Here is a 22,726-nt window from a genome sequence, read left to right on the forward strand (position 1 = left end):
TTTTCTTTTTGTAAAATCATTTAGTAATAGGGGGAAGGCTTATGATTCGAAAATTAGGCTTTGCGGCTGACGACCGTCTGTTAATAATTAATGCTGACGATTTCGGAATAACTAAAGGAACTAATGAAGCTATTGTTAACTTATTTGAAGGAAAAGCTATAACATCCACATCTATTATGATGCCTTGCCCAGACTCAAATGACGCTATAAAGATAATTAATTGGAAAGGAATAAAGAATATTGGAATTCATCTAACGCTAACGAGTGGCGAGAAATATCCGTATCAACCAGTATTCAAAGAAAAAATCTTGAGTAGCTTAATTACGGGGGAAGGGTATTTTCATCAAGATGCCACTCTTCTGGAAAGAAACGCTGCTGATGACGAGATTAGATTAGAGTTAGAATCGCAAATCCAAAGTGCAATCGTACAAGACATTGATCCAACTCATCTGGATAGTCATGGGGGGAGTATCATGGGGTTATACACTGGGCGAGATTTTATAGAAATAATATTTGATTTGTGTGAAAAGTACCGCCTGCCCTTTAATTTACCTATTAGGATATTAGAACAACCCTTTTTTAATAATGATCAGTTGAAATTGTTTCAAAAAAGAATTTCTTCAGCAAAAGAAAGGGGGATTTTATTAATCGATGATATAATTTCTCTTCCTTACTGTTTTTACCCTGCTGCGGAATATAGCAAAATGAAAATGAGATTAACTGAATTGTTAAAGAATTTAAAACCTGGAATAACACAGTTAACTATACATCCATCTAAAATAACAGATCAATTAATAGCAATAACGAAATGTTATACAGAAAGAGAATTGGAATATCGTCTTTTAAATGATATTGAAATTAAGGAATTGATTATTAATGAGGAGATTAAACTTATTTCGTGGAAAGACATACGTGATTTACAAAGATGTATTTAGCATATTGTAAAGGGTGCACTTTTTCATTTTTTAATATGAATCTGATAAAACTGTTTAAACTTTGGCGAAGCTGGGTAAATAAGCCGTAAGTAACCAAGCAGAAATGCAAATTTCAGTAACATCACGGAAGGAGGTTGAAATCCAATGAATGTGATCGTACATAATCTTATGGCTTACAATCATCAGTTTTTTAGACCTCAGCCCGTGGTCAATCCCAAGCAAGGAAAAGCAGACAAGAAGAGAATGAGTTTCCAGGAAGTTCTGAATGAGAAAATGAAAGCGTACAGCACCTACAACAAAAATTAAAGATGAAAGCTATACCCTATGTCTGTTAAAGAAAGCCGGAACGCGATGATCCTAGAGATCATTGCATTCCGGCTTTCTTTAGGGTCTAACCTCAAAAAATTCGCAGCTCTTGCGTGAGTAGTAAGTCAGATCACTAACTCTAGATTGAATAACAACATCGAAATCAGTGAAGCGGACAACGGTTGCTCCTGAATTTACTAAATGATCGTCCTGAAATACACGAACAGGTAATTTGCGGTCAACGGCTTCTTGGAAATCGCTGTCGCTTAGCAGCGGGCGGTTAATGGGCATGGGAAATAACTCCTTTGATCATGTAATGAAGTAAGAAATAAAAATAGTATACCTGCGGAAGCACAAGAAATCCAATTTAAGATGAAGTACACGTATTCTGTGAGGAACATATTTGGACGAAATTTTATACTCCCTCCTTAGACATAACATAGATATGAATGGTTTCGTAATTATTTCCACCATAAATCGGAAGTTTACCTCCTCAAAAAAAGAATTTAAACCCTGTACACTAATTCTTGTAAGAGAAACCTTTGAAAGGGGTACAGGGGAATGAATAAAGTAAAACACTTGGCGCTATCGTTAGTCGCTATCATGCTCGTAGGTTCACTGGCAGCATGCGGAGGCAACAACGCCGAGAACAACAACACATCAAACAAAAATGCAGGTAACAACGCAGCAAGCACAAGTGAACCTACTAAGGATGAGGGAACAGAACCGGCTGAGAAAATCGAACTTTCTTTCTGGACACTGGGCAACGTGAACTACGAGGATTTAGCGAAGGAGTACACTAAGGAACATCCAAACATTACGATCAAAGTGCAAAATACCGGTGACCAAACCGCTCACCATAATAATTTGACCACTGCTTTGTCGGCTGGATCGGGTGCGCCTGATATTTTCCAACTTGAAATCGGTTTCATGGAACGTTTCATCAACGCTCAGGACAAGTTCTATAACCTGAATGATCTGGGTGCCAAAGATATTCAAGCCAACTATCTGGATTGGAAATGGAAACAAGCTTCTTCCGTAGATGGCAGCTTCCAGCTAGGTCTTCCAACAGATATCGGTCCAACGGTTGTATATTACCGCACAGATTTGGCTGAAGAAGCTGGGCTGCCAAGTGATTCAGAAGGATTCGGCGCTGCTATTGATACTTGGGATAAGTTCGCAGCTGTTGCCAAAGCTTTTAAAGATAAAACAGGCAAACCATTTGTAGACCTTACGGATCTTACCTTTAATGCTTTGCGTGACCAATCTGCTGATGAAATCTATTTCAGCAAAGCTGATGGCAGCTTTATCGGAGATACCAATCCGCAAGTCAAAAAAGCTTATGATTTCACGGTTAAAGGTATTCAAGAAGGCTGGATCAGCAATGTTATGCTCTGGTCTCCTGAATGGGGTCAAGGCATGAACGACGGTTCATTTGCAGTAGTTATGGGACCAGCTTGGATGGCGGGAAATGTTAAGAGTAATGCTCCAGACTCCTCTGGCAAATGGAAAATTGCTCAGCTCCCTGAAGGTGCTGGTAACTGGGGTGGCTCGTTCCTGACGCTGCCAAAAGAAGGCAAACACTCGAAAGAAGCTTATGACTTTATCGCATGGATGGATAACAAGGAAAACCAACTGGAATCTTTCAAAACCAAAGGCCTTATGCCTTCCATTCCTGCCCTGTATGAAGATCCTGCATTCGTAGATTTCAAAGATGATTTCTTCGGTGGACAACAAACCGCTGTAGAATTCGGTAAAGCAGCAAACCGGGTAAAACCTGTATACTACGGTCCGCTTCATGACCAAACCGATACTTTCTTCAAAAACGCCTTGAAAAATGTGTTGGAGAAAAAAGCAGATCCGACCAAAGAATGGAACGAAGCAGTAAAACAAGCGAAAACATTGGCTGAACGCAGCTAAGATTTCAAGCTTATGAAATTCAATTTCTAGAAGGTCCGGATTCATAGAGTGAAACATTCTCTGTGAATTCGGATTTACACGTTAGATTACCTGGAGGTGTGACATGGCACAACCTGTTATTTCAAGTCCGCATGCCGAGAGCAAGCGCCGCTTTTTAACTGAACAAAGAAGGAGCCGCATCACTGCTTACACGTTTATTTCGCCCTTTTTTATTCTGTTCTCGATATTTGGACTATATCCGATCTTTTTCACGATCTATCTCTCGTTCTTTAAATGGGATGCCCTGAATCCTATGAAATTTGTAGGGTGGAAAAACTATGATCTGGTCACAAGTGATCCGACCTTTTGGATTTCTTTTAGCAACACGTTAATTATGGGGCTTATGGGTACTGTTCCACAGATATTACTAGCTCTATTGATTGCTGTTTTGTTGAATTCGGCGATGACTCGCTTTAAGAAGACGTTCCGGGTTTTATTTTTTATGCCTAATATTACGTCTATCGTTGCGGTTACGCTCGTGTTCAGTACACTGTTTGGCAACAACGGAATGATCAACTGGATACTAAACGGCCTGGGACTGGATAGTATGGCCTTCAACTCTGGCTGGTGGGGCGTTAAAATCGCCATTTCTACGATGGTAATGTGGCGCTGGACGGGATATAATGCCATTATTTTTCTATCAGGCTTGCAAAGTATCCCTACGGATCTATATGAAGCGGCACGTATTGACGGTGCGAACAGAAGACAACAGCTAACCTTTATAACGTTACCGCTATTGAAGCCATTCATTGTATTTGTTACCTTGCTTTCAACTATAGGTGCCTTGCAGCTGTTCACTGAGCCTTATGTATTTTTGGGCCAAGCGGGAACTGGATCTACACGTCAGGAAGGAATCACTATGGTTACTTATTTGTATAGCGAAGCATTCCGCAACGGATTTTTTGGTACGGCAGCAGCTACGGCAGTCTTGCTGTTCCTGGTCACGATTATTTTCTCTGTCCTCAATATGCTGGTCTCAAATCGCATGGGTGGAGATACGGGAGGGGGTAAAGCGTGAGTACGCTGCGTGTATTTAAAAAAGATCCGGATGATCTAGGGATCATCGGCAAGTTAGGATTTTATCTGCTGCTGATTGTTGGTGCGCTCGTGTCCATCTTTCCTTTTTATTGGATGTTTGTAGTTGGCACTAATGACAGAGGCGCAGTATTCCATGTGCCACCTTTGCTTACGGTTGGAGACCAGTTTTTTGAGAATTTCCAGCGGGTACTGGACAAAACAGACTTCTTTCAAGCCTTGGGCAACTCTTTATTTGTCTCATCTATGGTTACAATATCAGTCGTGTTTTTCTGTACACTGGCAGGTTATGCCTTTGCCAAATATGAATTTCCGTTTAAAAATTTTCTGTTCTACTTTGTAATTGCTACATTATTTGTGCCACAGCAGCTTGGTGTATTACCTACTTACGTAATTATGGCCAAGCTCCACTGGATAGACTCTTTCAAGGCACTTATTGTTCCGGCGATGGTTAATGCCTTCGGGATCTTCTGGATGCGGCAGTATATCACTACAGCTGTACATACGGAATTGATTGAAGCAGGTCGGATCGATGGCGGCGGACATTTCCGGATCTTCTGGAACATCGCTATTCCGGTCATTACTCCAGCTATGGCTACACTAGGTATACTGAATTTTATGACCGTTTGGAATGACTTCTTCTGGCCTTTAGTGGTACTGAAGAATCAAGAGCATTTCACAATTCAAATTGCGCTCCAGCAGCTGTTCTCCAATCGCGATGGTCTAGACTACGGAATGATCATGTCAGCAACATTTACGGCAACCTTGCCACTGCTGATTGTATTCCTGTTATTTAGCCGCTGGGTGATTGCTGGACTTACTTCAGGAGCTATTAAGAGCTGATCTTACTTTTTGATCTTTACAGGGAATAGGCGGTTTTGTGAAGAATACTAGAGGACAGAGACAGCAGGGGGAAGGGGAATATCATGAAACTCCGCCGTAAAATCTTGTTCGCTATTATTCTTCTCGTCTTTATTCCGGTTATTCTGATGGGGATCGTCACTTACGTTAATTTTTCTAATGCAATGGAGAAAAAATCAAGCAACTTCTACTGGATTTCACTGCTTGAAACGGATCGAAAGCTTAAATTCGCGCTTAGTGAAATCACCTCGATCACGAATTCAAAAATTACGCAGCCGGTTGTTCAGCAATCACTGAAGCAGAAGAACTTTGTAATCACTTATGATCGAAAGCAGGAGCTTAGCAGTTATCTCATTGATCATCCAATGATTACTTCATTTAGTTTTTATAGTAAAGATCGTTTAATTTATCAATACAATGCATCGATGTCTTTTGAGGACTTGAAGAGACAAAGCTGGTTTGACGCGATGGAAGGCGCCGAAGGGCGGCCTGTGTGGTCAGGACCGGGAGAAAATGGCTCGGAGATCTCCGGCAATCCGGTACTTGTACAAGCAAGAGTAATCAAAGATTCATATTCTCTCGAAGATATCGGATATCTGGTTGTTAATGTAAAACCTGATTTATTGGATCAGATTTTCTGGGAAGCAGCAACCCTCAAGAAGGGGGATATTTTGCTGGTCAACAAGCTAGGAAATATCGTTTTTAATAAATCCGGTGAACATATTGGACAACGCACAGATTTCCCCTTTTTACAAAATGATTATGCTAAGGAACATGACTATTACATCGACAACTATCAGGGGGAAAAATCACTCATAACCTTCCTACCTTCTCATAATGCAGCCTGGTATTTAGTAGCCATTACACCTATGAATCTCATCTCGTCAGAATCTGTATCCATCCGGAATATTGCGATTATTTTAAGTACAGTTTCGCTGTTATCCGCCATTTTGTTCGACCGCTATTTCGTACGGAGGCTCGTTCATAGTATTAATAGTGCGGTTAACGGGATGAAGCGGGTGAAGCAGGGGATATTTACGCCGATCACTACACCCTATCGTGCTGATGATGAAAGTGATTTGCTGATTGATGGCTTTAATCGGATGAGCACGCAGATCAATGAGCTGCTTGTGCAGGTGGAGACTGAGCAGGGACGTAAGAAGGAAGCAGAAATGCAAGCGCTAATGGCGCAGATTAACCCTCATTTTATTTATAATTCACTCGAATCGATTAATTCGATGGCAGTGCTGCAAGGCAATAAAGATATTAGCAAAATGGTCATCTCACTCGGCAAGCTGCTGCGAATCAGCATCAGTCAGAATCAGGAGCTGATTCCGCTGCATATGGAGTTCGAGCATGTCCGTCATTATTTGGATATCCAGAAGTTTCGTTTTGAAGATAAATTCTCTTATGTTATAGATCTTTCGGATGGTCTTAGGACGTTCATGACACAAAAGCTGATCGTTCAGCCGATTGTTGAGAATGCGCTGTATCATGCGATTGAGCAGATGGAGGACCCAGGGATCATTGAGATTACGGCCTATGAAATGGGCATGGATATGATCATTATCGTAAAAGATAACGGACCCGGCTTTGACCTTGCCAACATGATGAGTCTTTGGGATAACGAGGGAATTGCTCAGAAGAAATACAGTGATAGCGGCGTGGGGCTTAAAAATGTGCATGAACGCTTGAATATTCGATTCGGCAGTCCATACGGCATACTAGTGTGTTCATCCCCCGGCTTTGGTTCAACCATCCGAATCCGAATACCAAAAATACTGCCGTAATCGACCATACGAAAAGAAAGGGGGAGAATGTTATCAAAAAATGGTTATTGAAATGGGGCTGGATGTGGTTATATCTAGTGCTGATTTCGGGTGCGGTTTTATTTATAACTTTAGGAAAGCAAGAACCCATTGAAGATGATTCACCAGAGAAAATCACATTAACTTTCCGTCATTTCTGGATTAAAGAGCATGATCGGCCACTGTTGACTATTTATGAAGATATCGTGGACAAATACCAGTTAGAGCATCCAAATGTGAAAGTTAACTTTGAAGGTGTGGATCAGACGTTGCACCGTGATCAAAAGCTGAAGAACGAGATGGTTACTGGCACCCCGCCAGATATGTTTGTTTTGTTCGGTGGAGCGGAAATTGAGCCCTATGTGCGCTCTAAGCGTCTGATTGATCTGACGGATTTCGTCCGGGAGAATGCGCTAACCAATCAATTCAAGGATCTGGATCTCTGGACCTTTGACAACCATATTTATGGCTTGCCCATTGAAGGGAATGCTGAACCTTTATATTTTAATAAAACCATATTCGAAAAGCTCGGTTTGAAGCCGCCAGAAACGCTGCAAGAGCTTGATGCTGCCATACTAAAGCTGAAGTCGGCAGGATATATTCCATTTGCACTTGGCAACGAGGATCGTTGGCCCGCAGGAATTTTTGCACATTATTTAATGGATCGTTATGCCGGCGCCGACTTGATCGAGAAGCTGATCACTGGTGAAGATCAAGACAGCTTTCAGAATGAGGCGTATTTAAAGGCTTTTCAGCACTTGGAGCAATGGATCAAAGAAGGTGCCTTCAGTACGAAATCGAATGCGTTATCCACAGAAAATGCGGTGGGACTATTTACGAGCGGCAAGGCTGCGATGTATCTGAACGGAAACTGGGATATCAATTTATTTGCCGGAACAGCAGCTCCTACGGATTTTCAAAATGAGGTAGGTGTTATTCCGTTTCCCACATTGAAGAAGGGGGAACAACCTTCGATTGCCGGCGGTTATACATTTGGCATCGGTCTTTCCTCCGAACTAAGCGGAGCGAAGCGGGAGGCTGCACTCGATCTCATGAAAGCTTTTTACACCCAGGAGGTTCAGACTCGGATTGTATATGAAGGGTTGAGAATTCCGTCCATGCGCATCGCCTTTGATCCTGAGAAGACAGGACCCGTATTCGCGCAAGTTATGAATATGATGGAAGTTAACCGCAAGAGCTTTGTCCCTTATGATAATGTATTGTCACCAGAAGTGAAAAAAACGTTCCTGAGTGTTATAGAACAGATGATTAACGGAGAAATGTCTGCTGAGCAAGCGTTAAAGCAAGTGCAGGCATCCTCCATTCAATATTGGAATTTGATCCAAAGCTCAAGTGTACAATGATCCTGGAGGTGCAGGGAATGGATGAGTTACAAGAGAAATATAAAGTAATAATCGTGGATGATGAGCCGATTATTCTTCGTAGCTTAAAAGCAGCCATTCCATGGAATGATCTTCAGATGGAGATTGTGGGAGAGGCCCGAAATGGAGAATTAGCTCTCCGCTTGATAGAAGACACTTCACCACATATCGTGATTAGTGATATTCGCATGCCCGTAATTGACGGGATTACGTTGATGAAGGAAGTATTGTCTAAAAACCCGAAGCTGGTGTTTATTTTTATAAGCGGGTACGGAGAGTTCGAATATGCAAGAGAAGCATTACGTCAAGGTGCTTTTGATTATTTATTGAAGCCGATCGATCATGATGAACTGGTTGAAATGCTAAACCGCGCCAGAACTAAGCTGGATGAACAGAAGCAAAATGATCAGCTGATTCATTCTGTCCAGATGCTGTCACTGCTTGCACGTGAACGTCTGTTTGCAGAAATCACTTTGGGAAATGCAAGGCCGCTTGAGCATCTGAAATGGCTGGAGAACAGTGAACTGGAGAGCGGATATTTCATGGCTGTTGTCCAGTTAGATGACTACACCACACTGAGCAGTCAATGGAGTGTAGAAGAAAAACGGCTATGGCTGTTTGCAATCCGCAATATTGTGGAAGAATGGTCACTGGAGCATGGCGTGCTGACGGTTTTCCCGTTTCATAATGGAGAGTGGATACTACTGTTCCCTGGATCTTTAAGCGCCAGCAGGAGAGAACTTGGTGAACATTTGATAGCGGGAATCAAGAGATACTCCAAGCAGTCTTGTTCCGTAGGCATCAGCCGCACCACACAAGGCATTGATCAATTAAGTACGGTTTACCCTCTGGCCGCGAAGGCCTTATATCAACGGTTCTATTCGGGTCTTGCCGGGGTCTTTATTGATGAAGAGATATCGTTCCCAAGCAGTAAAGAGGTGAAATACCCAAAAGAGCTGGAAACCGCGCTGATAGAAAGTATACGTACCTTAAATAGAGACCGGATGTGGTCTTTATTTGATAAGCTTGCTTTATTTATTGAGTCACAAGCTGTTCCTAAGGATATGGCTGAACGTCTTCTTGTTGAACTGATTGTTGTTTTGTATAGAAATTATGAGTATTTGAATATAAATTCAGATTGGTCCTTGCATGGATTACTTAGCAAGATGCACAATCTCGGCACTTTAAATGAAGTGATCTCTGCTCTGAAAGAAGAGTTTGGTGTGCGATTGGAGCAAGGGAACAAGCCTGTGAACCGCGAGGATACGCGTAGCGCCATCGAGAAAGCGAAACGTTATATTGAGAGTAATTACCATAAAGATTTAAGTATTGAGGAAGTAGCGGAGCTGGCTGATCTCAGCATCAGTCATTTCTGCACTTTATATAAGCAAATAACGGGATATACCTTTTTGGAGTATGTTACACACTGCCGGATGGAGAGGGCAAAGTATATTTTGCAGAGCAGCAACGTAAAAGTGTATCAGATAGCTCCTCTTGTCGGTTATCAGGACCCGCGTTATTTTACACAGGTTTTTAAAAAGGCTAGTGGTCAAACACCAACAGAATACCGAGAAGAGCATACTAAGCAGAGCCATTAACGAGGAGGTAAGGGATGGAATTTCATTTGGAGATGATTGTTAAGTGTTTAACGAACCACAAGCTGCAGAAATATTGGAAAGGGTTCGAGGCTGTTTCTTTCGCATTTTATAATAAGGATAACGTGTATCTGTACAATCATCCCAAATTCAAAACGGTAGGATATCATCCACATTTGCTTCCTTGGAGTAATGAATTCTCAGGAGATACCATCATCTTATATGAGGATCACCCTACAGCCATCGTTAATCTGGAATTACATGAAGAATTAGAAGACTTGTACGCCATTTGTGTACACGAATTATTTCACGGTTATCAATTCCTGATGGGAGATGAACGTTATGCAGATGAATTATTGATGATTACCTACCCTTTATCCCTCGAAAATATGGAATTGCGGATTCAAGAAAGACATCATTTATATCTTAGTGTAATGGCAGCTACTATTGAAGAGCGTAATCACGCAATGTACAGATTTATTGCCATCCGTCAACAAAGAGAACAACTGCTTGGGGAGTACGTGCTAAATGAATATCTTATCGAAACGCTGGAAGGACCCGCTTGGTATGTTGAATTAAATGCCTATGCCGAAAAATCCACCCTACCTAATGAGGAAGTATTGCACAAATTCAGTTCGTATTTAATAGATGAACTTGAATCTTCGGCTAATATCAGAAGAAGCTGCTACGGTTCTGGTCTGTTTATATGTTTGCTGCTGGATGAGCTTCGCTCCGATTGGAAAGAAGAGTTTATGAAGTCGGAGTTAAGTTTATATGCGTTTTTTAAGCAATTTGTGGATCAAGTCATCATTCCCTTCGAGGAGATATCCATCAGCAAAGAAACGGAAGATATTATGCAATCGGTCAAAACAATCAGGGAGAAGGAATTCATTGATTTTATCAGCCTTGATGGGTACCACCTGTATATTGAAGGAGATATAAAATCTACGGGTTTTAATCCTATGGGTATTATTGGTGGAGATGAGAAATGCATTCATAAGAATAATTTACGAATCCAAATCAATGATGCGGAGTATTTTCTGGAAAAGCCAGTGATTAGCTACTATACAGCTGACCTTCGAAATATTAATAAACTGCACCTCGTACTAGATGAACCTCCAACTTTTAATAAAGATTCGTTAATCCTTAATGGAATTGGTGAGATCAAAGGTCAATACGAAGTGAAGGAAGATGGATGTTGGCTGCAATGCTAACGTAATTTAAATGAGAAGGAGAGTATGACATTTGTCATACTCTCTACTTGATGTTTATGACTTATAGGATGACACTTCATCACCTATACTTAGAGTAGATGAAAAGATCCTTAGCCGGACACATCAAGGAGGAAACGATATAGATGACTACAAAACAGACATCACAGCTCTCCAGCCTTAAAAAGAGTGTAGCCCCTTACGAGAAAAATGACCGCAACGCAAGTATAAGACAGCTCATCAATACTTTAGGACCACTTGTGCTGTTATGGGGCGGAGCTTATTTCTCTTTATCCGTTTCCTATTGGCTCACCCTTCTGTTAGCTATTCCTGCAGCAGGATTTGTAATTCGAACTTTTATTATTTTTCATGATTGCACACATGGATCGTTTTTTAAGAATCGTAAAGCGAATGATATTATCGGAACGATCACAGGTGTACTGACACTGGTTCCTTATCGGCAGTGGAAACATAGTCATTCCATTCACCACGCCAGCTCCAGTAATCTCGATAAAAGAGGGATCGGCGATATTTGGATTATGACGGTCGAGGAATACGCAGCGGCTTCCTTCTGGAAACGTCTATATTACCGGATTTACCGCAATCCCATCGTGATGTTTGGTCTTGGACCGATTGCTGTATTTATGATTCAGTATCGTTTCAATGTTAAAGGTGCTAGACGCAAAGAGCGGATGAATACCTATTTGACGAATATTTCAATCGCAGCGCTTTATGCCTTACTGATATGGGCGATTGGCTGGCAGGCATTTCTTATGGTGCAGCTGCCTGTAGCATTTGTATCAGGGTTTCTCGGCATATGGTTGTTCTACGTCCAACATCAGTTTGAAGACTCTTATTTCGAGAATGAATCTGAATGGAGTTATGTGATGGCCGCGGTTGAAGGTAGCTCATATTATAAGCTGCCGAAGGTGCTGCAATGGATTACGGGCAACATCGGCTTCCACCATGTGCATCATTTAAGTCCAAAGGTGCCAAACTATAATTTGGAAAAAGCGCATAACGCGACGCCACCGCTACAAAAAGCAACAACAATTACGATTGGTACCAGCCTGAAGGCCCTTAATTTCCGTCTTTGGGATGAGGAAAATAAACGATTCATTAGCTTCAAAGAGATGAAGTCCATATTAAATAAACCGAAAACTGCAGGCGAGGTCCTGCAAGTTCATAAGCCCAGACTCCAGGGAGAATAATAGCTACATTGTAATCAAATAGCACAAAATGGAAGGTTAGAGCCGGAGAACTCATTCGCGCTCTAATCTTTTTTCTATTTATCGTTGTGGTTCACCGGATTTTTACCGGATTTATGCTAGAATAAGGTGAGTGGCATATGGCAAAAAGGAGAGCGAACATGCAGAAGTGGCATCATATTTTTCATAAAAGTACAGGTCTTAGCCCTTATGTATGGGTCGTATTTTATATTCTACCGTTTTATTTCATCTTTCGGTCCTCTTCTCCCTACCAGGTAGTTTCGGGAATCTTGATGATCGCTGTGTTTTTTGTTTGTTATGTGCTTTCTTTTGTCTCCAAGGGTTGGTTAGTTTATTTTTGGACGAGCGTGCAGATACTGGTCTCTATAACGATGACGTTGTTGTTTGGATATATGTATTTTGCGCTTTTTTTAGCCTTTTTTATTGGGAATATCCAGAATCGAGTAGGGTTCTTCACCCTGTACTCCATTCATTTGCTGACTACGATTATTACGATCAATTATGAGCTGCTGTCGCGTAATCCCGTATTTATCAGCCAGCTTCCCTTTGTTCTTGTCAGTATGATTGCAGTTATCCTGCTGCCAATCAGTACCTATAACCGCAATAATCAAGGGAAGCTGCAAGACCAATTGGAGGATGCTAATAAGCGTATCTCAGAATTGGTTAAGCTCGAGGAACGCCAGCGGATTTCACGTGATCTTCACGATACATTAGGTCAGAAGCTTTCGTTAATTGGTCTGAAAAGTGATTTGGCAGGAAAGCTTATCGACAGTAATCCGACGCAAGCCAAAGCCGAGATCAATGATGTACGCCAGACGGCAAGAAGTGCACTGAAAGAGGTCCGGGAGATGATTACGCGAATGCGCGGCATTCGGCTTGAGGACGAACTCGTTCATATTCAGCAGTTTCTTGCGGCTGCGGAGATTGACTATGTTTTGCAAGGCAATCCTAAACTGTCTAATACTTCATTGATTACGGAGAATGTGCTCAGCATGTGTATTAAGGAAGCTGTCACAAATGTTGTGAAGCATAGTAATGCACAATCTTGCGCAATTATCATTGAACCCACACGCACAGATCTCATCATTAAAGTGAAAGATGATGGAACTGGCATCCCGGGCAATGATCTTTATTTTAAAGGACATGGGCTGCAAGGTATGCGGGAACGTCTTGAATTTGTAAATGGCTGTATGGATATCGTGCGAGATGAGGGTACTACGATAGTGATTAAGGTCCCAAATGCATTTAAGCATCCGGAACAGGAGGTAACCGTATAATGATTAAGATTGTAATCGCTGAGGATCAGCGAATGCTCCTTGGAGCGCTGGCATCTTTGTTGGATTTAGAAGAGGATATGAAGGTCGTGGGCCGGGCAAGCAACGGAGAAGAAGCTGTAGCGATGGTTCAGCAGCATAAGCCGGATATCTGTATTATGGATATTGAGATGCCAGCGATGAGTGGTCTCGACGCTGCGGAAGCGCTGAAGAATAGCGGCTGCAAAACGATGATATTAACCACCTTTGCCCGTGCGGGATATTTCGAACGTGCGCTCAAGGCGGGAGTTCATGCTTATCTGCTGAAAGACAGTCCTAGCGAAGAACTGGCACTTTCGATACGTAATGTGATGGCAGGCCGACGCATGTATGCACCGGAGCTAATGGATGAAGCCTACAGCGGTGAAGTAAATCCTCTGACTCAGCGGGAGAAGGAAGTGCTTGGACTCATTGCCGACGGTAAAAATACAAAAGAGATCGCCAGCCAGTTGTACATTACCACGGGAACAGTCCGGAATTACATCTCAGTTATTCTAGATAAGCTGGATGTAGGTAACCGCATCGAGGCGATCACTCGATTTAAGGAAAAAGGTTGGTTTAAGTGAGCGGGGGTAAGAAACGATTAGTTGGCTGAAGCAGCTTGTAAACGCGAATAGCTGAACGCTGAACGCTGAGCGCTGAACGCTGAACGCTGAACGCTGAACGCTGAACGCTGAACGCTAATCGCTGATCGCTGAACGCTGAACGCTAATCGCTGAACGCTAATCGCTGATCGCTGATCGCTAATCGCAGATCGCTAATCGCAGATTCCTGATTTATACTCACCAATCGCAAATAGATGTATTTCCTGCAACTATATGCTATAAAATGCTCTGCAGATGCGATTTAGTTGCATTTCTTACATCTAAAAGTTCGCTTAGAGGGCATTTCCATTATTTTTCGGGGAAATAGTTGTAGAGAATGCAGTTAAAGAGTTGTCTAAGCAGAAAATATACTTATAATTGTACAGAGTGCAGCTATTCCCTTCATTAGTATTAGTGAAATTCAATATAATCCGCTAAAAATAAAATTTTTAATGTTATTTTGATGTTAACACTCGCCAAATGTTCCCGCGCCGTATATCATTAATTATCGGCCTATTATCCACAATAGGACAGTTAATCAAAAGGAAGTGTATTTTCTGATGTCAAGAAAGCTAAGAGCCGGCATAGTTGGCGGCACAGGTATGGTAGGACAACGTTTTATTGCCCTTCTAGAGAATCATCCTTGGTTTGAAGTAACTGCGATTGCTGCCAGTGCTAGATCTGCTGGAAAAACGTATGAAGAATCGGCCAAGGGCAGATGGAAGTTATCTACTCCAATGCCTGAGAACGTAAAGAATATTATGGTCCAAGATGCTTCTAAGGTAGAAGAAGTTGCTGCGGACGTGGATTTGATTTTTTGTGCTGTAGACATGAAAAAAGATGAGATTAAAGCGCTCGAAGAGGCTTATGCTCGCACCGGAACGCCAGTAATCTCCAATAACTCAGCGCATCGCTGGACGCCTGATGTGCCTATGGTCATTCCTGAGATTAATCCGGAGCATCTTGAGGTTATTGCACAGCAAAGAAAACGTCTGGGAACAGAGACAGGTTTCATTGCGGTTAAACCTAACTGCTCCATTCAAAGTTATGTGCCTGCACTTCATGCGCTCAAAGACTTTAATCCTTCTAAAGTGGTGGTCACCACCTACCAAGCGATTTCTGGTGCAGGAAAGACTTTTGCTGATTGGCCAGAAATGCTGGACAACGTGATTCCTTATATCGGTGGCGAAGAAGAGAAAAGCGAGCAAGAGCCTTTGCGGATCTGGGGAAGTGTTCAAGAAGAGGGTATCGTAAAGAGTGAAGCGCCAACGATTACTTCGCAGTGTATACGTGTGCCTGTAGCGGATGGACATATGGCTGCTGTATTTGTTTCTTTTGAGAAAAAACCGTCCAAAGAAGAGATTCTGAATCTCTGGAAGAGCTTTAAAGGACGTCCTCAGGTGCTTGAACTGCCTAGCGCACCTAAACAGTTCATTACCTATTTTGAAGAGGACAATCGTCCACAGACCAAGCTGGATCGTGATATCGAGAACGGAATGGGCGTATCGACGGGCAGACTTCGGGAAGATGCCCTCTATGATTACAAATTCGTAGGTCTCTCCCATAACACCCTGCGCGGAGCGGCTGGCGGTGCTGTGTTGATTGCTGAGCTTCTGAAAGCAGAAGGTTATATTCAACCGAAATAAGTCCATGCATGAGCTGCAAAGCTGATGTGAATAGACACCTCATCAAAGCTTAGTCTTTGGTGGGGTGTTTTTATTTTAATTTTGAATTTGGTAAAATAAGCTATGGAAGGAGAGGATACCATTGAATAAATATTTATTAGCTTTTATATGGTTACCATTAATCCTGTTTACAAGCGGTTGTACATCGTCAGCTCAAGAGCAACAAGAGTATGGAGTGTCCTCTATAAATGCCGAAATTCCTATTCCGAAGAATGCCAAAGAAATCGAAGTGACAACAACTTCAAGTAACCCCAATATAAAAATAGGTGTAAAGTACGAATTGGATAATATAGGGGGAGAACAAGGTCTTTATCGACCTGACCACTACTTTAATAAATTAAACGATGCTGGATGGATAGAGCTGGAGGACAAGCGGTTAGGACATGTGCAATTTTTTGAAAAAAAGGACACCGTCATCGCCATCGAAATACATCAGGATACCTTTGATATTCATGAAATGAATAAAGATGCTAAATTCTAAACAGTGGCTAGTTAGATGAAGCATTTGTTATTACTTAAACAGAAAGGTTGAGAGTGTGGTAAGATAGGTAAAGTGTATAAACTATACGAATTCTGAATGACTGACGGAGTGATATGATGGGTGCAAAAAGTAAAGGTGGCGGCACAGGCAGAGGTACGGGGAGTAAAGGCTGGACACGCTGGAACAAAACAGCAAAACCAGTTAAACCTGCTAAAAGTGATCCAACGACGGGTCCAGGTGCTAAAGGTGCAAGTGGAAGCAAGGGCAGTAACGTGAAAAAAAGCGGAAACACCAAATAGCTCCCTTAAACTGGGTTATTCCTGAAGGTTAACATCTGATTTTGATCGTTAAAATCAGGTGTTTTTTTATGACTAGAGGTAAGGTAAGTATATAGAATGAAAGTAGGATCAGCAGTGAGAATCGATAAATATATAAGCGAAACAGGCTTTTGTTCCAGAAGGGAAACCAAACGATTAATTGCAGCAGGTCGAATCGCTGTAAACGGTATTGTCTGTGAGGCGAACATTCTTATAGAGCCAGAGGATATCGTATGGATCGATGGGGAGCCGATAACAAGCAGTAAAGGGGAGCCAGTGTATCTCGCTTTGAATAAGCCGATAGGCATTACCTGTACAGCAGCCCCACATGTGGCTGGGAACATTATTGATTTTGTAGGGTATCCTTCACGGATCTTTGCGATTGGCAGATTAGACAAAAACTCGGAAGGACTCATTTTGTTAACCAACGATGGAGAGATTGTAAATAAAATGATGCGTTCCGAGAATGGGCATGAAAAAGAATATGTAGTTCATGTAGACAAACCGGTTACGTCAGAATTCTTACAAGAGATGTCTAGCGGCGTGAACATTCTTGGAGTCACAACGAAACCTTGTGAGGTCTATCGGATCACAGAATGTCAGTTTAGAATTATCCTAACTCAAGGTCTTAATCTGCAAATACGCAGAATGTGCAAGGAGTTAGGATATAGAGTACTAAAGCTGGAGCGCATAAGAATTATGAATATTACATTAGACGGCTTGGAGCTGGGACAATGGCGGCATTTAAGCAGTGAAGAGCTGTATGAGCTTATGTCCCGCTTAAACTGACTTTGTCAACAAAGCCTCTGGCAGTTGTGGTAATATCTTCAGCTCCGGCAATCGCTGAGATAACAGAAATCCCATCCGCACCAGCTGTTAATACTGGTGCAACATTTTGCAGCGTGATTCCCCCAATGCCAACCAATGGGATGGTAATGCCTTTATTTCTTAGTTCTTCAATCATCGCAGTGCCTTGAACAGCTTTGGCATCCTCCTTGGATGACGTAGGATAAATGGGACCCACGCCCAGATAGTCGGCTCCATCGGCAATCGCCTGCTGAGCTTCAGCGAAGGAGTGAGCGGATACACCAATGATTTTATTCTCTCCAAGTAGCTGGCGGATCGCCAATGCAGGTGTATCCTCCTGTCCTACATGAATTCCGTCCGCATCAAGTGCGATCGCTAAATCAATGTCGTCATTCACGATAAAGGGCACGCCATTGGTATGACAGATCTTTTGAAGTCGTCTGCCAAGATTAAGTCGTGCCTCATCGCTTAAGGACCCGGTACCCTTCTCACGGAATTGAAACATGGTTATGCCTCCAGCAACCGCTGCCTGCAGCACCTTAACAGGAGCTTTACGGCAATTTACGCTGCCCATAATGAAATAGACTTTTAATAGATCTCGCAGATGTTCACTGTTCATTCGTTGCATTGTTTATCCCTCGCAGTCTGTTCTGATAAGCAAAATGATTGGTTGGTCCATGCCCAGCCCCTATGCCCAGCTCGTCCTCAATCGCCGCTTGTATAAATGCTTTGGCAGTTTGAATGGCCTCAGCTACGGATTTGCCTTTGGCTAGCTCGGCGGTAACTGCTGCTGAATAGGTGCAGCCTGTACCATGCGTATGTCTGGTCTGAATCCGGCTACTCTCCAATAAGGTATATTCGTGACCATCATATAGAAGATCGGTTACGGCTGTGGTTGAAGTATCATGTCCCCCTTTTAGCACTACATATTTGGAGCCCATGCCATGAATGATTTTGGCTGCTTTTTTGCGTTCTTCTATGGTGGAGATCGTCATCTTTGTGATCATTTCGGCTTCGGGAATATTGGGTGTCGTCACCAATGCTAAGGGCAGCAGATGGCTGATTAAGGATTGAACCGCCACCTGCAGCAGCAGTGTGGACCCTCCTTTAGCGACCATCACAGGATCAATTACAAGATTAGACCAGCCGTAATACTTAATTTTATCTGCCACAATGCGGATGATGTCGCTGTTAAATAACATCCCGGTCTTTACGGCATCTGGTTGCAGGTCAAGTCCTATAGAATCAAGCTGCTGATTTATAGCTTCCAGAGTCACTGGATAAACCCCTTGGACACCCAGCGTATTCTGCGCTGTCACAGCTGTGAGGACGGACATGCCATAGACAGAAAGCTCTTGAAAGGTTTTTAGATCGGCCTGAATGCCAGCACCACCGCCGCTATCGGAGCCGGCAATGGTTAGAGCTTTGGATATAATCATCGAATTCACTCCTTTTGAGGGTCATTAACTGAGCTGTTTGATACTAGATCTTTCTAGGAAGACTTCTGGCGTGACCCATGTCAGTTGATTTAGAAACTCAACCTGAAAGCTTCCCGGTCCTCGACCAGTTGTTAGTTCAGCGGCGATTTCAGCGGCTACTCCATAGAAGGAGAGGGCTTCCACTGCGGCCTCCAACGAGGCACCTCCACTTACCGCGAGAAATGCACCCACAACAGCACTGAGCAAGCAGCCAGTTCCTGTAACCTTCGTGAGAATAGGGTGACCGTTGCTGGCAATATAAGTGTTTTTTCCATTCGTGATCACATCGTCTTTTCCAGTTATGATGACCACACAGCTTAACTTCCTCGCAGCAGCTTCAGCCAAAAGGACTACATCGCCTTCACCTTCGCCAGCATCCACCCCTTTAATGGACCAACTCTCCCCAATCACATTAGCGACTTCAGCCACATTCCCCCGCAGTGCGGTGATTTGCATCTCATTCACTAGCTTTTGAGTGACAGCGGTCCGATAAGAAGTTGCGCCTGCACCTACCGGGTCAAGCACTAGGGGAACCCCGTGTTTATTAGCGGATTTACCAGCGAGCAACATAGATTGAATGGCGTAGTCATTGAGTGTGCCTATATTTAGAACTACAGCAGACGACATAGCGGCGATGTCGATCACTTCTTCGTGGGCATCCGCCATAAAGGGAGAGGCACCCAGTGCCAACAGACCGTTGGCTGAGAAATTGGCTACTACAATATTAGTGATGTTGTGGATCAACGGGTTGGATTCCCGTACTTTGGCTAAGTAACTCATCATAATTCCTCCTCAAGCTTGTATGAATAACCAACTAAACGTTACAGATTGATAAAAGCTTCTTGTGCTTTAATATCTTCTGGTAGAAGATCGTTGGTGGATAACCACTGCTGAACCTTTTCCCAAGATGTCGGGTCTTGATAACCAAAAGTTTGATCGCCAGCATTCATCAGTGGCAGTAGAATCTCAAGACTTTTTTTCTCAATCTCCTTGTCGAGCGGTGAAGTTGCATCTTCATGTGCAATCAGTAAATCCAGGGCTTGTTCAGGATTCTGCTCCACAAATTCCTGTCCTTTTGTTATGGCATTTAGAAATTTTTTAAAGTAGGCTTCAGAATTTTGCAATCCTTGTTCGCTGGCCACCAGCACAAGCTCATAATAGTCAGGGACTCCGTAATCCGTTGGATTAAGCGAGGTGACCGGATGTCCCTCTTTTTCAAGGATCAGTTGTTCATGGTTGATGAACCCGCCCATTATTGCGTCCACTTGTCCTGTAGAGATCGCAGGGATAAGGTCAAAACCTACATCAATCAGCTTGGCGGATGAAGGATTGCCTCCATCACTCTGGATCATTGTCCGAATCATCGCTTCATAGAGCGGAATAGAGGAATAGCCGATTTGTTTTCCTGCGAGCTCTTTGGGACTATGAATACTGCCTGCCTGAGGAACCATCAGATGATTCAGTGGATGCCGCACGATAGCTGCAATCGAACGTACAGGAATTTTCTCGCCGCGTGCCATAAGCACCTGTGGCTGATAGCTGAGCGCTAGATCAATTTGATTTGCTGCTACAAGCTTTAGGGCGTCATTGCTGTCCGCAGGCATTTTGATCTCGACATCCAAACCTTCCTCTTGGAAAAAACCTTGCTGTTGCGCAGCGTATAGAAAGGAATGAACGGCATTGGGATACCAATCAAGCATAATCGTCAGCTTGTGTGACTGCTTATTTTCGGAATTGGAGGAACCGGTTTGGGAGTTGTTATTTAGCTTGTCTGCCTTCCCGCAGCTGCTTAAGAGCAAAAGTGTGCATACTAGAAATACAGAAATAAGTCCTCGTTGTGGTGATTTTAAATGATTCATTGGTTAGATCCTCTTTTCTTTAAAAATAATTGTTCGAGTAAAGCTATCGCCAGAAAAAGCACAACACCAAGCGCGGACAGCAGAAATACAGCCGCGAACATTTCATCGCTCTGCATATTTCCGGCCGTTCTGCGGCTGAAGTAACCGAGTCCTTTACTGCCGCCGAGCCATTCCCCGATAGTAGCTCCGATGACGCAGTATACAATGGATAGCTTTAAGCCAGAGAAAAAAGCAGGCAACGCCAGTGGAATTTGGGTTTTGACAAGCAGCTGCCAGCGGTTTGCACCAAATGTTAATAATAAGTCCTTGTAAGTCTGGCCACTTGTACGAAGTCCATCATATGTACTCACTACGACTGGAAAAAAAGCCGTTAAAAACACCACAGCCACTTTGCTCCACAGCGAATATCCGAACCACATAATAAAAATGGGGGATAGCGCAATTAATGGGACCGTCTGGCTAATGATAAGGAAGGGATAGATGGCCTTTTCTACGGGGCGAAACAGGAACATTCCAATGCCCAGCAATACACCACAAACCACAGAAAGGACAAAACCTACCAGTATCTCCTGCAACGTCGCTAATAAATGTTGTCCGAATAACAATTGCCTGTGCTCGATCAATGCGATGCCAATAGATGAAGGTGCAGGGAGAATAAAGGCTGGAATCAAGTGAAGGCGAACAGCTGACTCCCAGATTACAAGAATGAGCAGTACCAGAAGAAGGAAGGGAGCATAGTTGTCTAGATGTTTTTTAAAAGGTATAGGTTGCATGCAATCTTCGCTCCAACTCTGCCCGTAGTGCTATAAACCGGGGTTCATAGTTCATCTTATAATGTCTTGGTTTTGGTAGATCGACAATGATCTCCTGTAATTCGCTGTGCGCACCGCCAGATAATAAATAAATCCGGTCACTGAGCAATAGTGCTTCTTCCAGATCATGAGTGATGAGCATAATCGTCTGATTCAGTTCACCCCATAACTCCACAGCCAACGGTGTATCTCACGTTTGGTCATGGCATCGAGAGCGCCAAAGGGCTCATCCAGCAGCATAAGACCACTTCCGCCTCCAGCCACTAAGGTGCGCAGAAATGCTACTCGCTGTTTCATACCTCCCGAAAGTTCATGGGGATAAGCCTTCTCTACATCTGTTAAGCCGAAGCGGGCCAACATTTCCCGAATCTGAGTGATCGTTTTCTGTTTACTAAATCTGGGCTTGATCTCCCAGGGCAAAAGGCAGTTGTCGAGCACTGTTCTCCAAGGCAGCAATAAATCCTGCTGAGGCATATAAGCGATCTGACCTAAACGACTAGCGGTTGAGGGGAGCGTAGGGAGTTTTATTTTTCCATGAGTAGGTTCGAGTAAACCGGCAACCGTTTTGAAAAATGTGCTTTTCCCGCATCCGCTAGCACCTACTACGGAGACGAATTCCCCTTGCCTGATATCCATGGATAGATTTGCGAATACAGGGGGTTGTTCAGTTTCCGGAAAAGAGTAGGTTAGGCCTTGCATAGATAAAATGGTCGTGATGATCTAACCTCCTAATATTTTTGTGGAGCGTCTAAACAAATAAAGACCCATCCATTTCCAGAGGAAATGAATGGGTCAAAAAGTTCATTCTGCATAATAACACTTAACATGCTTGATGAAAATTCTGCTCCACTTCCCTCCGCTGGTATGATCCAGATCAGGTTCCAAGGGTCCGGAGCTTGAAGCTCCGTCTCAGTCGGCCGACTCCCCTAGTGAAATAACAGGTCCATATTAATTTGTTTATAAATATACCATATCTTTCTGAGAAGTAAAGAGAGAAAGAAGTGAAGGATTAATCCAAGATTGGGTAAGATATAAGTAGAAATCTAGTTAATATTACAATTCCGATGTA

At 43.0% G+C, this 22,726-nt stretch carries 24 protein-coding genes and 1 riboswitch; of the genes, 16 read left to right on the top strand and 8 right to left on the bottom strand.

All coding sequences use genetic code 11. The annotated features are described in order from the left end of the window. Positions 1-41: 41 nt before the first annotated feature. Both NST40_RS12570 and NST40_RS12575 read left to right on the top strand, forming a co-directional pair. The gene (locus NST40_RS12570; protein WP_341002238.1) at positions 42-935 is read left to right on the top strand and encodes a polysaccharide deacetylase family protein; all 894 of its coding nucleotides are present in this window, start codon (positions 42-44) and stop codon (positions 933-935) included. Positions 936-1,079: 144 nt separating this feature from the next. After that, a complete protein-coding gene (locus NST40_RS12575; protein WP_172628809.1) occupies positions 1,080-1,241 on the top strand; it encodes a hypothetical protein in 162 nt (53 codons plus the stop codon). Positions 1,242-1,319: 78 nt separating this feature from the next. Here the strand turns inward: NST40_RS12575 and NST40_RS12580 are convergent, their stop codons facing one another. Beyond that, positions 1,320-1,532 carry a hypothetical protein gene (locus NST40_RS12580; RefSeq protein WP_076125931.1) on the bottom strand — a complete coding sequence of 71 codons (213 nt, stop codon included), beginning with the start codon at positions 1,530-1,532 and terminating at the stop codon, positions 1,320-1,322. A gap of 270 nt (positions 1,533-1,802) precedes the next feature. Between NST40_RS12580 and NST40_RS12585 the strand changes: the two genes are divergently transcribed. The 14 genes from NST40_RS12585 (at position 1,803) to NST40_RS12650 (ending at position 17,490) form a co-directional block, all read left to right on the top strand. Continuing rightward, entirely contained in the window at positions 1,803-3,161 is a 1,359-nt protein-coding gene (locus tag NST40_RS12585) for an extracellular solute-binding protein (protein WP_076125933.1), read from the top strand. Between the two features lie 103 nt (positions 3,162-3,264). Further along, positions 3,265-4,218, top strand: a complete 954-nt coding sequence (locus tag NST40_RS12590; protein WP_036686279.1) for a sugar ABC transporter permease — start codon at positions 3,265-3,267, stop codon at positions 4,216-4,218. Next, a complete protein-coding gene (locus tag NST40_RS12595; protein ID WP_038570403.1) occupies positions 4,215-5,078 on the top strand; it encodes a carbohydrate ABC transporter permease in 864 nt (287 codons plus the stop codon). Before NST40_RS12590 ends, NST40_RS12595 begins: the two co-directional genes overlap by 4 nt. 83 nt (positions 5,079-5,161) lie before the next feature. Next, the gene (locus tag NST40_RS12600; protein WP_342410733.1) at positions 5,162-6,886 is read left to right on the top strand and encodes a sensor histidine kinase; all 1,725 of its coding nucleotides are present in this window, start codon (positions 5,162-5,164) and stop codon (positions 6,884-6,886) included. Between the two features lie 62 nt (positions 6,887-6,948). Then, on the top strand, positions 6,949-8,268 hold the full coding sequence (locus tag NST40_RS12605) for an extracellular solute-binding protein (protein ID WP_076218212.1): 1,320 nt from the start codon (positions 6,949-6,951) through the stop codon (positions 8,266-8,268). 17 nt (positions 8,269-8,285) lie between these two features. After that, complete coding sequence (locus NST40_RS12610) at positions 8,286-9,884, top strand: response regulator (protein WP_076306336.1); 1,599 nt, start codon at positions 8,286-8,288, stop codon at positions 9,882-9,884. A 14-nt stretch (positions 9,885-9,898) separates the two neighbouring features. Next, entirely contained in the window at positions 9,899-11,095 is a 1,197-nt protein-coding gene (locus NST40_RS12615) for a hypothetical protein (RefSeq protein ID WP_342410734.1), read from the top strand. A gap of 143 nt (positions 11,096-11,238) precedes the next feature. Further along, positions 11,239-12,303 carry a fatty acid desaturase gene (locus tag NST40_RS12620; protein WP_076189903.1) on the top strand — a complete coding sequence of 355 codons (1,065 nt, stop codon included), beginning with the start codon at positions 11,239-11,241 and terminating at the stop codon, positions 12,301-12,303. 158 nt (positions 12,304-12,461) lie between these two features. Next, positions 12,462-13,598: a sensor histidine kinase gene (locus NST40_RS12625; protein WP_076179017.1), complete on the top strand. Its 1,137-nt coding sequence runs from the start codon at positions 12,462-12,464 to the stop codon at positions 13,596-13,598. Then, on the top strand, positions 13,598-14,200 hold the full coding sequence (locus NST40_RS12630) for a response regulator transcription factor (RefSeq protein WP_036686291.1): 603 nt from the start codon (positions 13,598-13,600) through the stop codon (positions 14,198-14,200). The genes NST40_RS12625 and NST40_RS12630 overlap by 1 nt, the downstream gene beginning before the upstream one ends. 578 nt (positions 14,201-14,778) lie before the next feature. Continuing rightward, positions 14,779-15,864 (top strand): aspartate-semialdehyde dehydrogenase, encoded by a 1,086-nt coding sequence (gene asd / locus NST40_RS12635; RefSeq protein WP_341002241.1) that lies wholly within the window; start codon positions 14,779-14,781, stop codon positions 15,862-15,864. A gap of 121 nt (positions 15,865-15,985) precedes the next feature. Further along, positions 15,986-16,384, top strand: coding sequence for a hypothetical protein (locus NST40_RS12640; RefSeq protein ID WP_342410735.1), 399 nt, complete (start codon positions 15,986-15,988; stop codon positions 16,382-16,384). A gap of 116 nt (positions 16,385-16,500) precedes the next feature. Further along, positions 16,501-16,683: a DUF3934 family protein gene (locus tag NST40_RS12645; RefSeq protein WP_342410900.1), complete on the top strand. Its 183-nt coding sequence runs from the start codon at positions 16,501-16,503 to the stop codon at positions 16,681-16,683. 114 nt (positions 16,684-16,797) lie between these two features. Then, positions 16,798-17,490 (top strand): pseudouridine synthase, encoded by a 693-nt coding sequence (locus NST40_RS12650; protein WP_076218199.1) that lies wholly within the window; start codon positions 16,798-16,800, stop codon positions 17,488-17,490. Here NST40_RS12650 and thiE read toward each other — a convergent pair. From thiE to NST40_RS12685, 7 genes are read right to left on the bottom strand one after another with little or no spacing between them, the layout of a single operon-like run. Further along, positions 17,471-18,136 (bottom strand): thiamine phosphate synthase, encoded by a 666-nt coding sequence (gene thiE / locus NST40_RS12655; protein WP_341002244.1) that lies wholly within the window; start codon positions 18,134-18,136, stop codon positions 17,471-17,473. The two genes, NST40_RS12650 and thiE, sit on opposite strands and share 20 nt — an antisense overlap. After that, positions 18,117-18,947, bottom strand: coding sequence for a bifunctional hydroxymethylpyrimidine kinase/phosphomethylpyrimidine kinase (thiD, locus tag NST40_RS12660; protein WP_341002245.1), 831 nt, complete (start codon positions 18,945-18,947; stop codon positions 18,117-18,119). The genes thiE and thiD overlap by 20 nt, the downstream gene beginning before the upstream one ends. Before the next feature lie 24 nt (positions 18,948-18,971). Then, complete coding sequence (thiM, locus tag NST40_RS12665; protein WP_076125949.1) at positions 18,972-19,766, bottom strand: hydroxyethylthiazole kinase; 795 nt, start codon at positions 19,764-19,766, stop codon at positions 18,972-18,974. Positions 19,767-19,807: 41 nt separating this feature from the next. Beyond that, positions 19,808-20,845 (bottom strand): ABC transporter substrate-binding protein, encoded by a 1,038-nt coding sequence (locus NST40_RS12670; RefSeq protein WP_342410736.1) that lies wholly within the window; start codon positions 20,843-20,845, stop codon positions 19,808-19,810. Next, positions 20,842-21,618 carry an ABC transporter permease gene (locus NST40_RS12675; protein WP_342410737.1) on the bottom strand — a complete coding sequence of 259 codons (777 nt, stop codon included), beginning with the start codon at positions 21,616-21,618 and terminating at the stop codon, positions 20,842-20,844. Before NST40_RS12675 ends, NST40_RS12670 begins: the two co-directional genes overlap by 4 nt. Then, complete coding sequence (locus tag NST40_RS12680) at positions 21,599-21,838, bottom strand: hypothetical protein (protein ID WP_342410738.1); 240 nt, start codon at positions 21,836-21,838, stop codon at positions 21,599-21,601. The genes NST40_RS12675 and NST40_RS12680 overlap by 20 nt, the downstream gene beginning before the upstream one ends. Further along, a complete protein-coding gene (locus tag NST40_RS12685; RefSeq protein WP_342410739.1) occupies positions 21,811-22,293 on the bottom strand; it encodes an ATP-binding cassette domain-containing protein in 483 nt (160 codons plus the stop codon). Before NST40_RS12685 ends, NST40_RS12680 begins: the two co-directional genes overlap by 28 nt. Before the next feature lie 198 nt (positions 22,294-22,491). Beyond that, positions 22,492-22,595: riboswitch (TPP riboswitch) on the bottom strand. Positions 22,596-22,726 lie beyond the last annotated feature (131 nt).

The organism is Paenibacillus sp. FSL R10-2778 (assembly GCF_038593035.1).
GTDB classification, from domain to species: Bacteria; Bacillota; Bacilli; order Paenibacillales; family Paenibacillaceae; genus Paenibacillus_AQ; species Paenibacillus_AQ odorifer.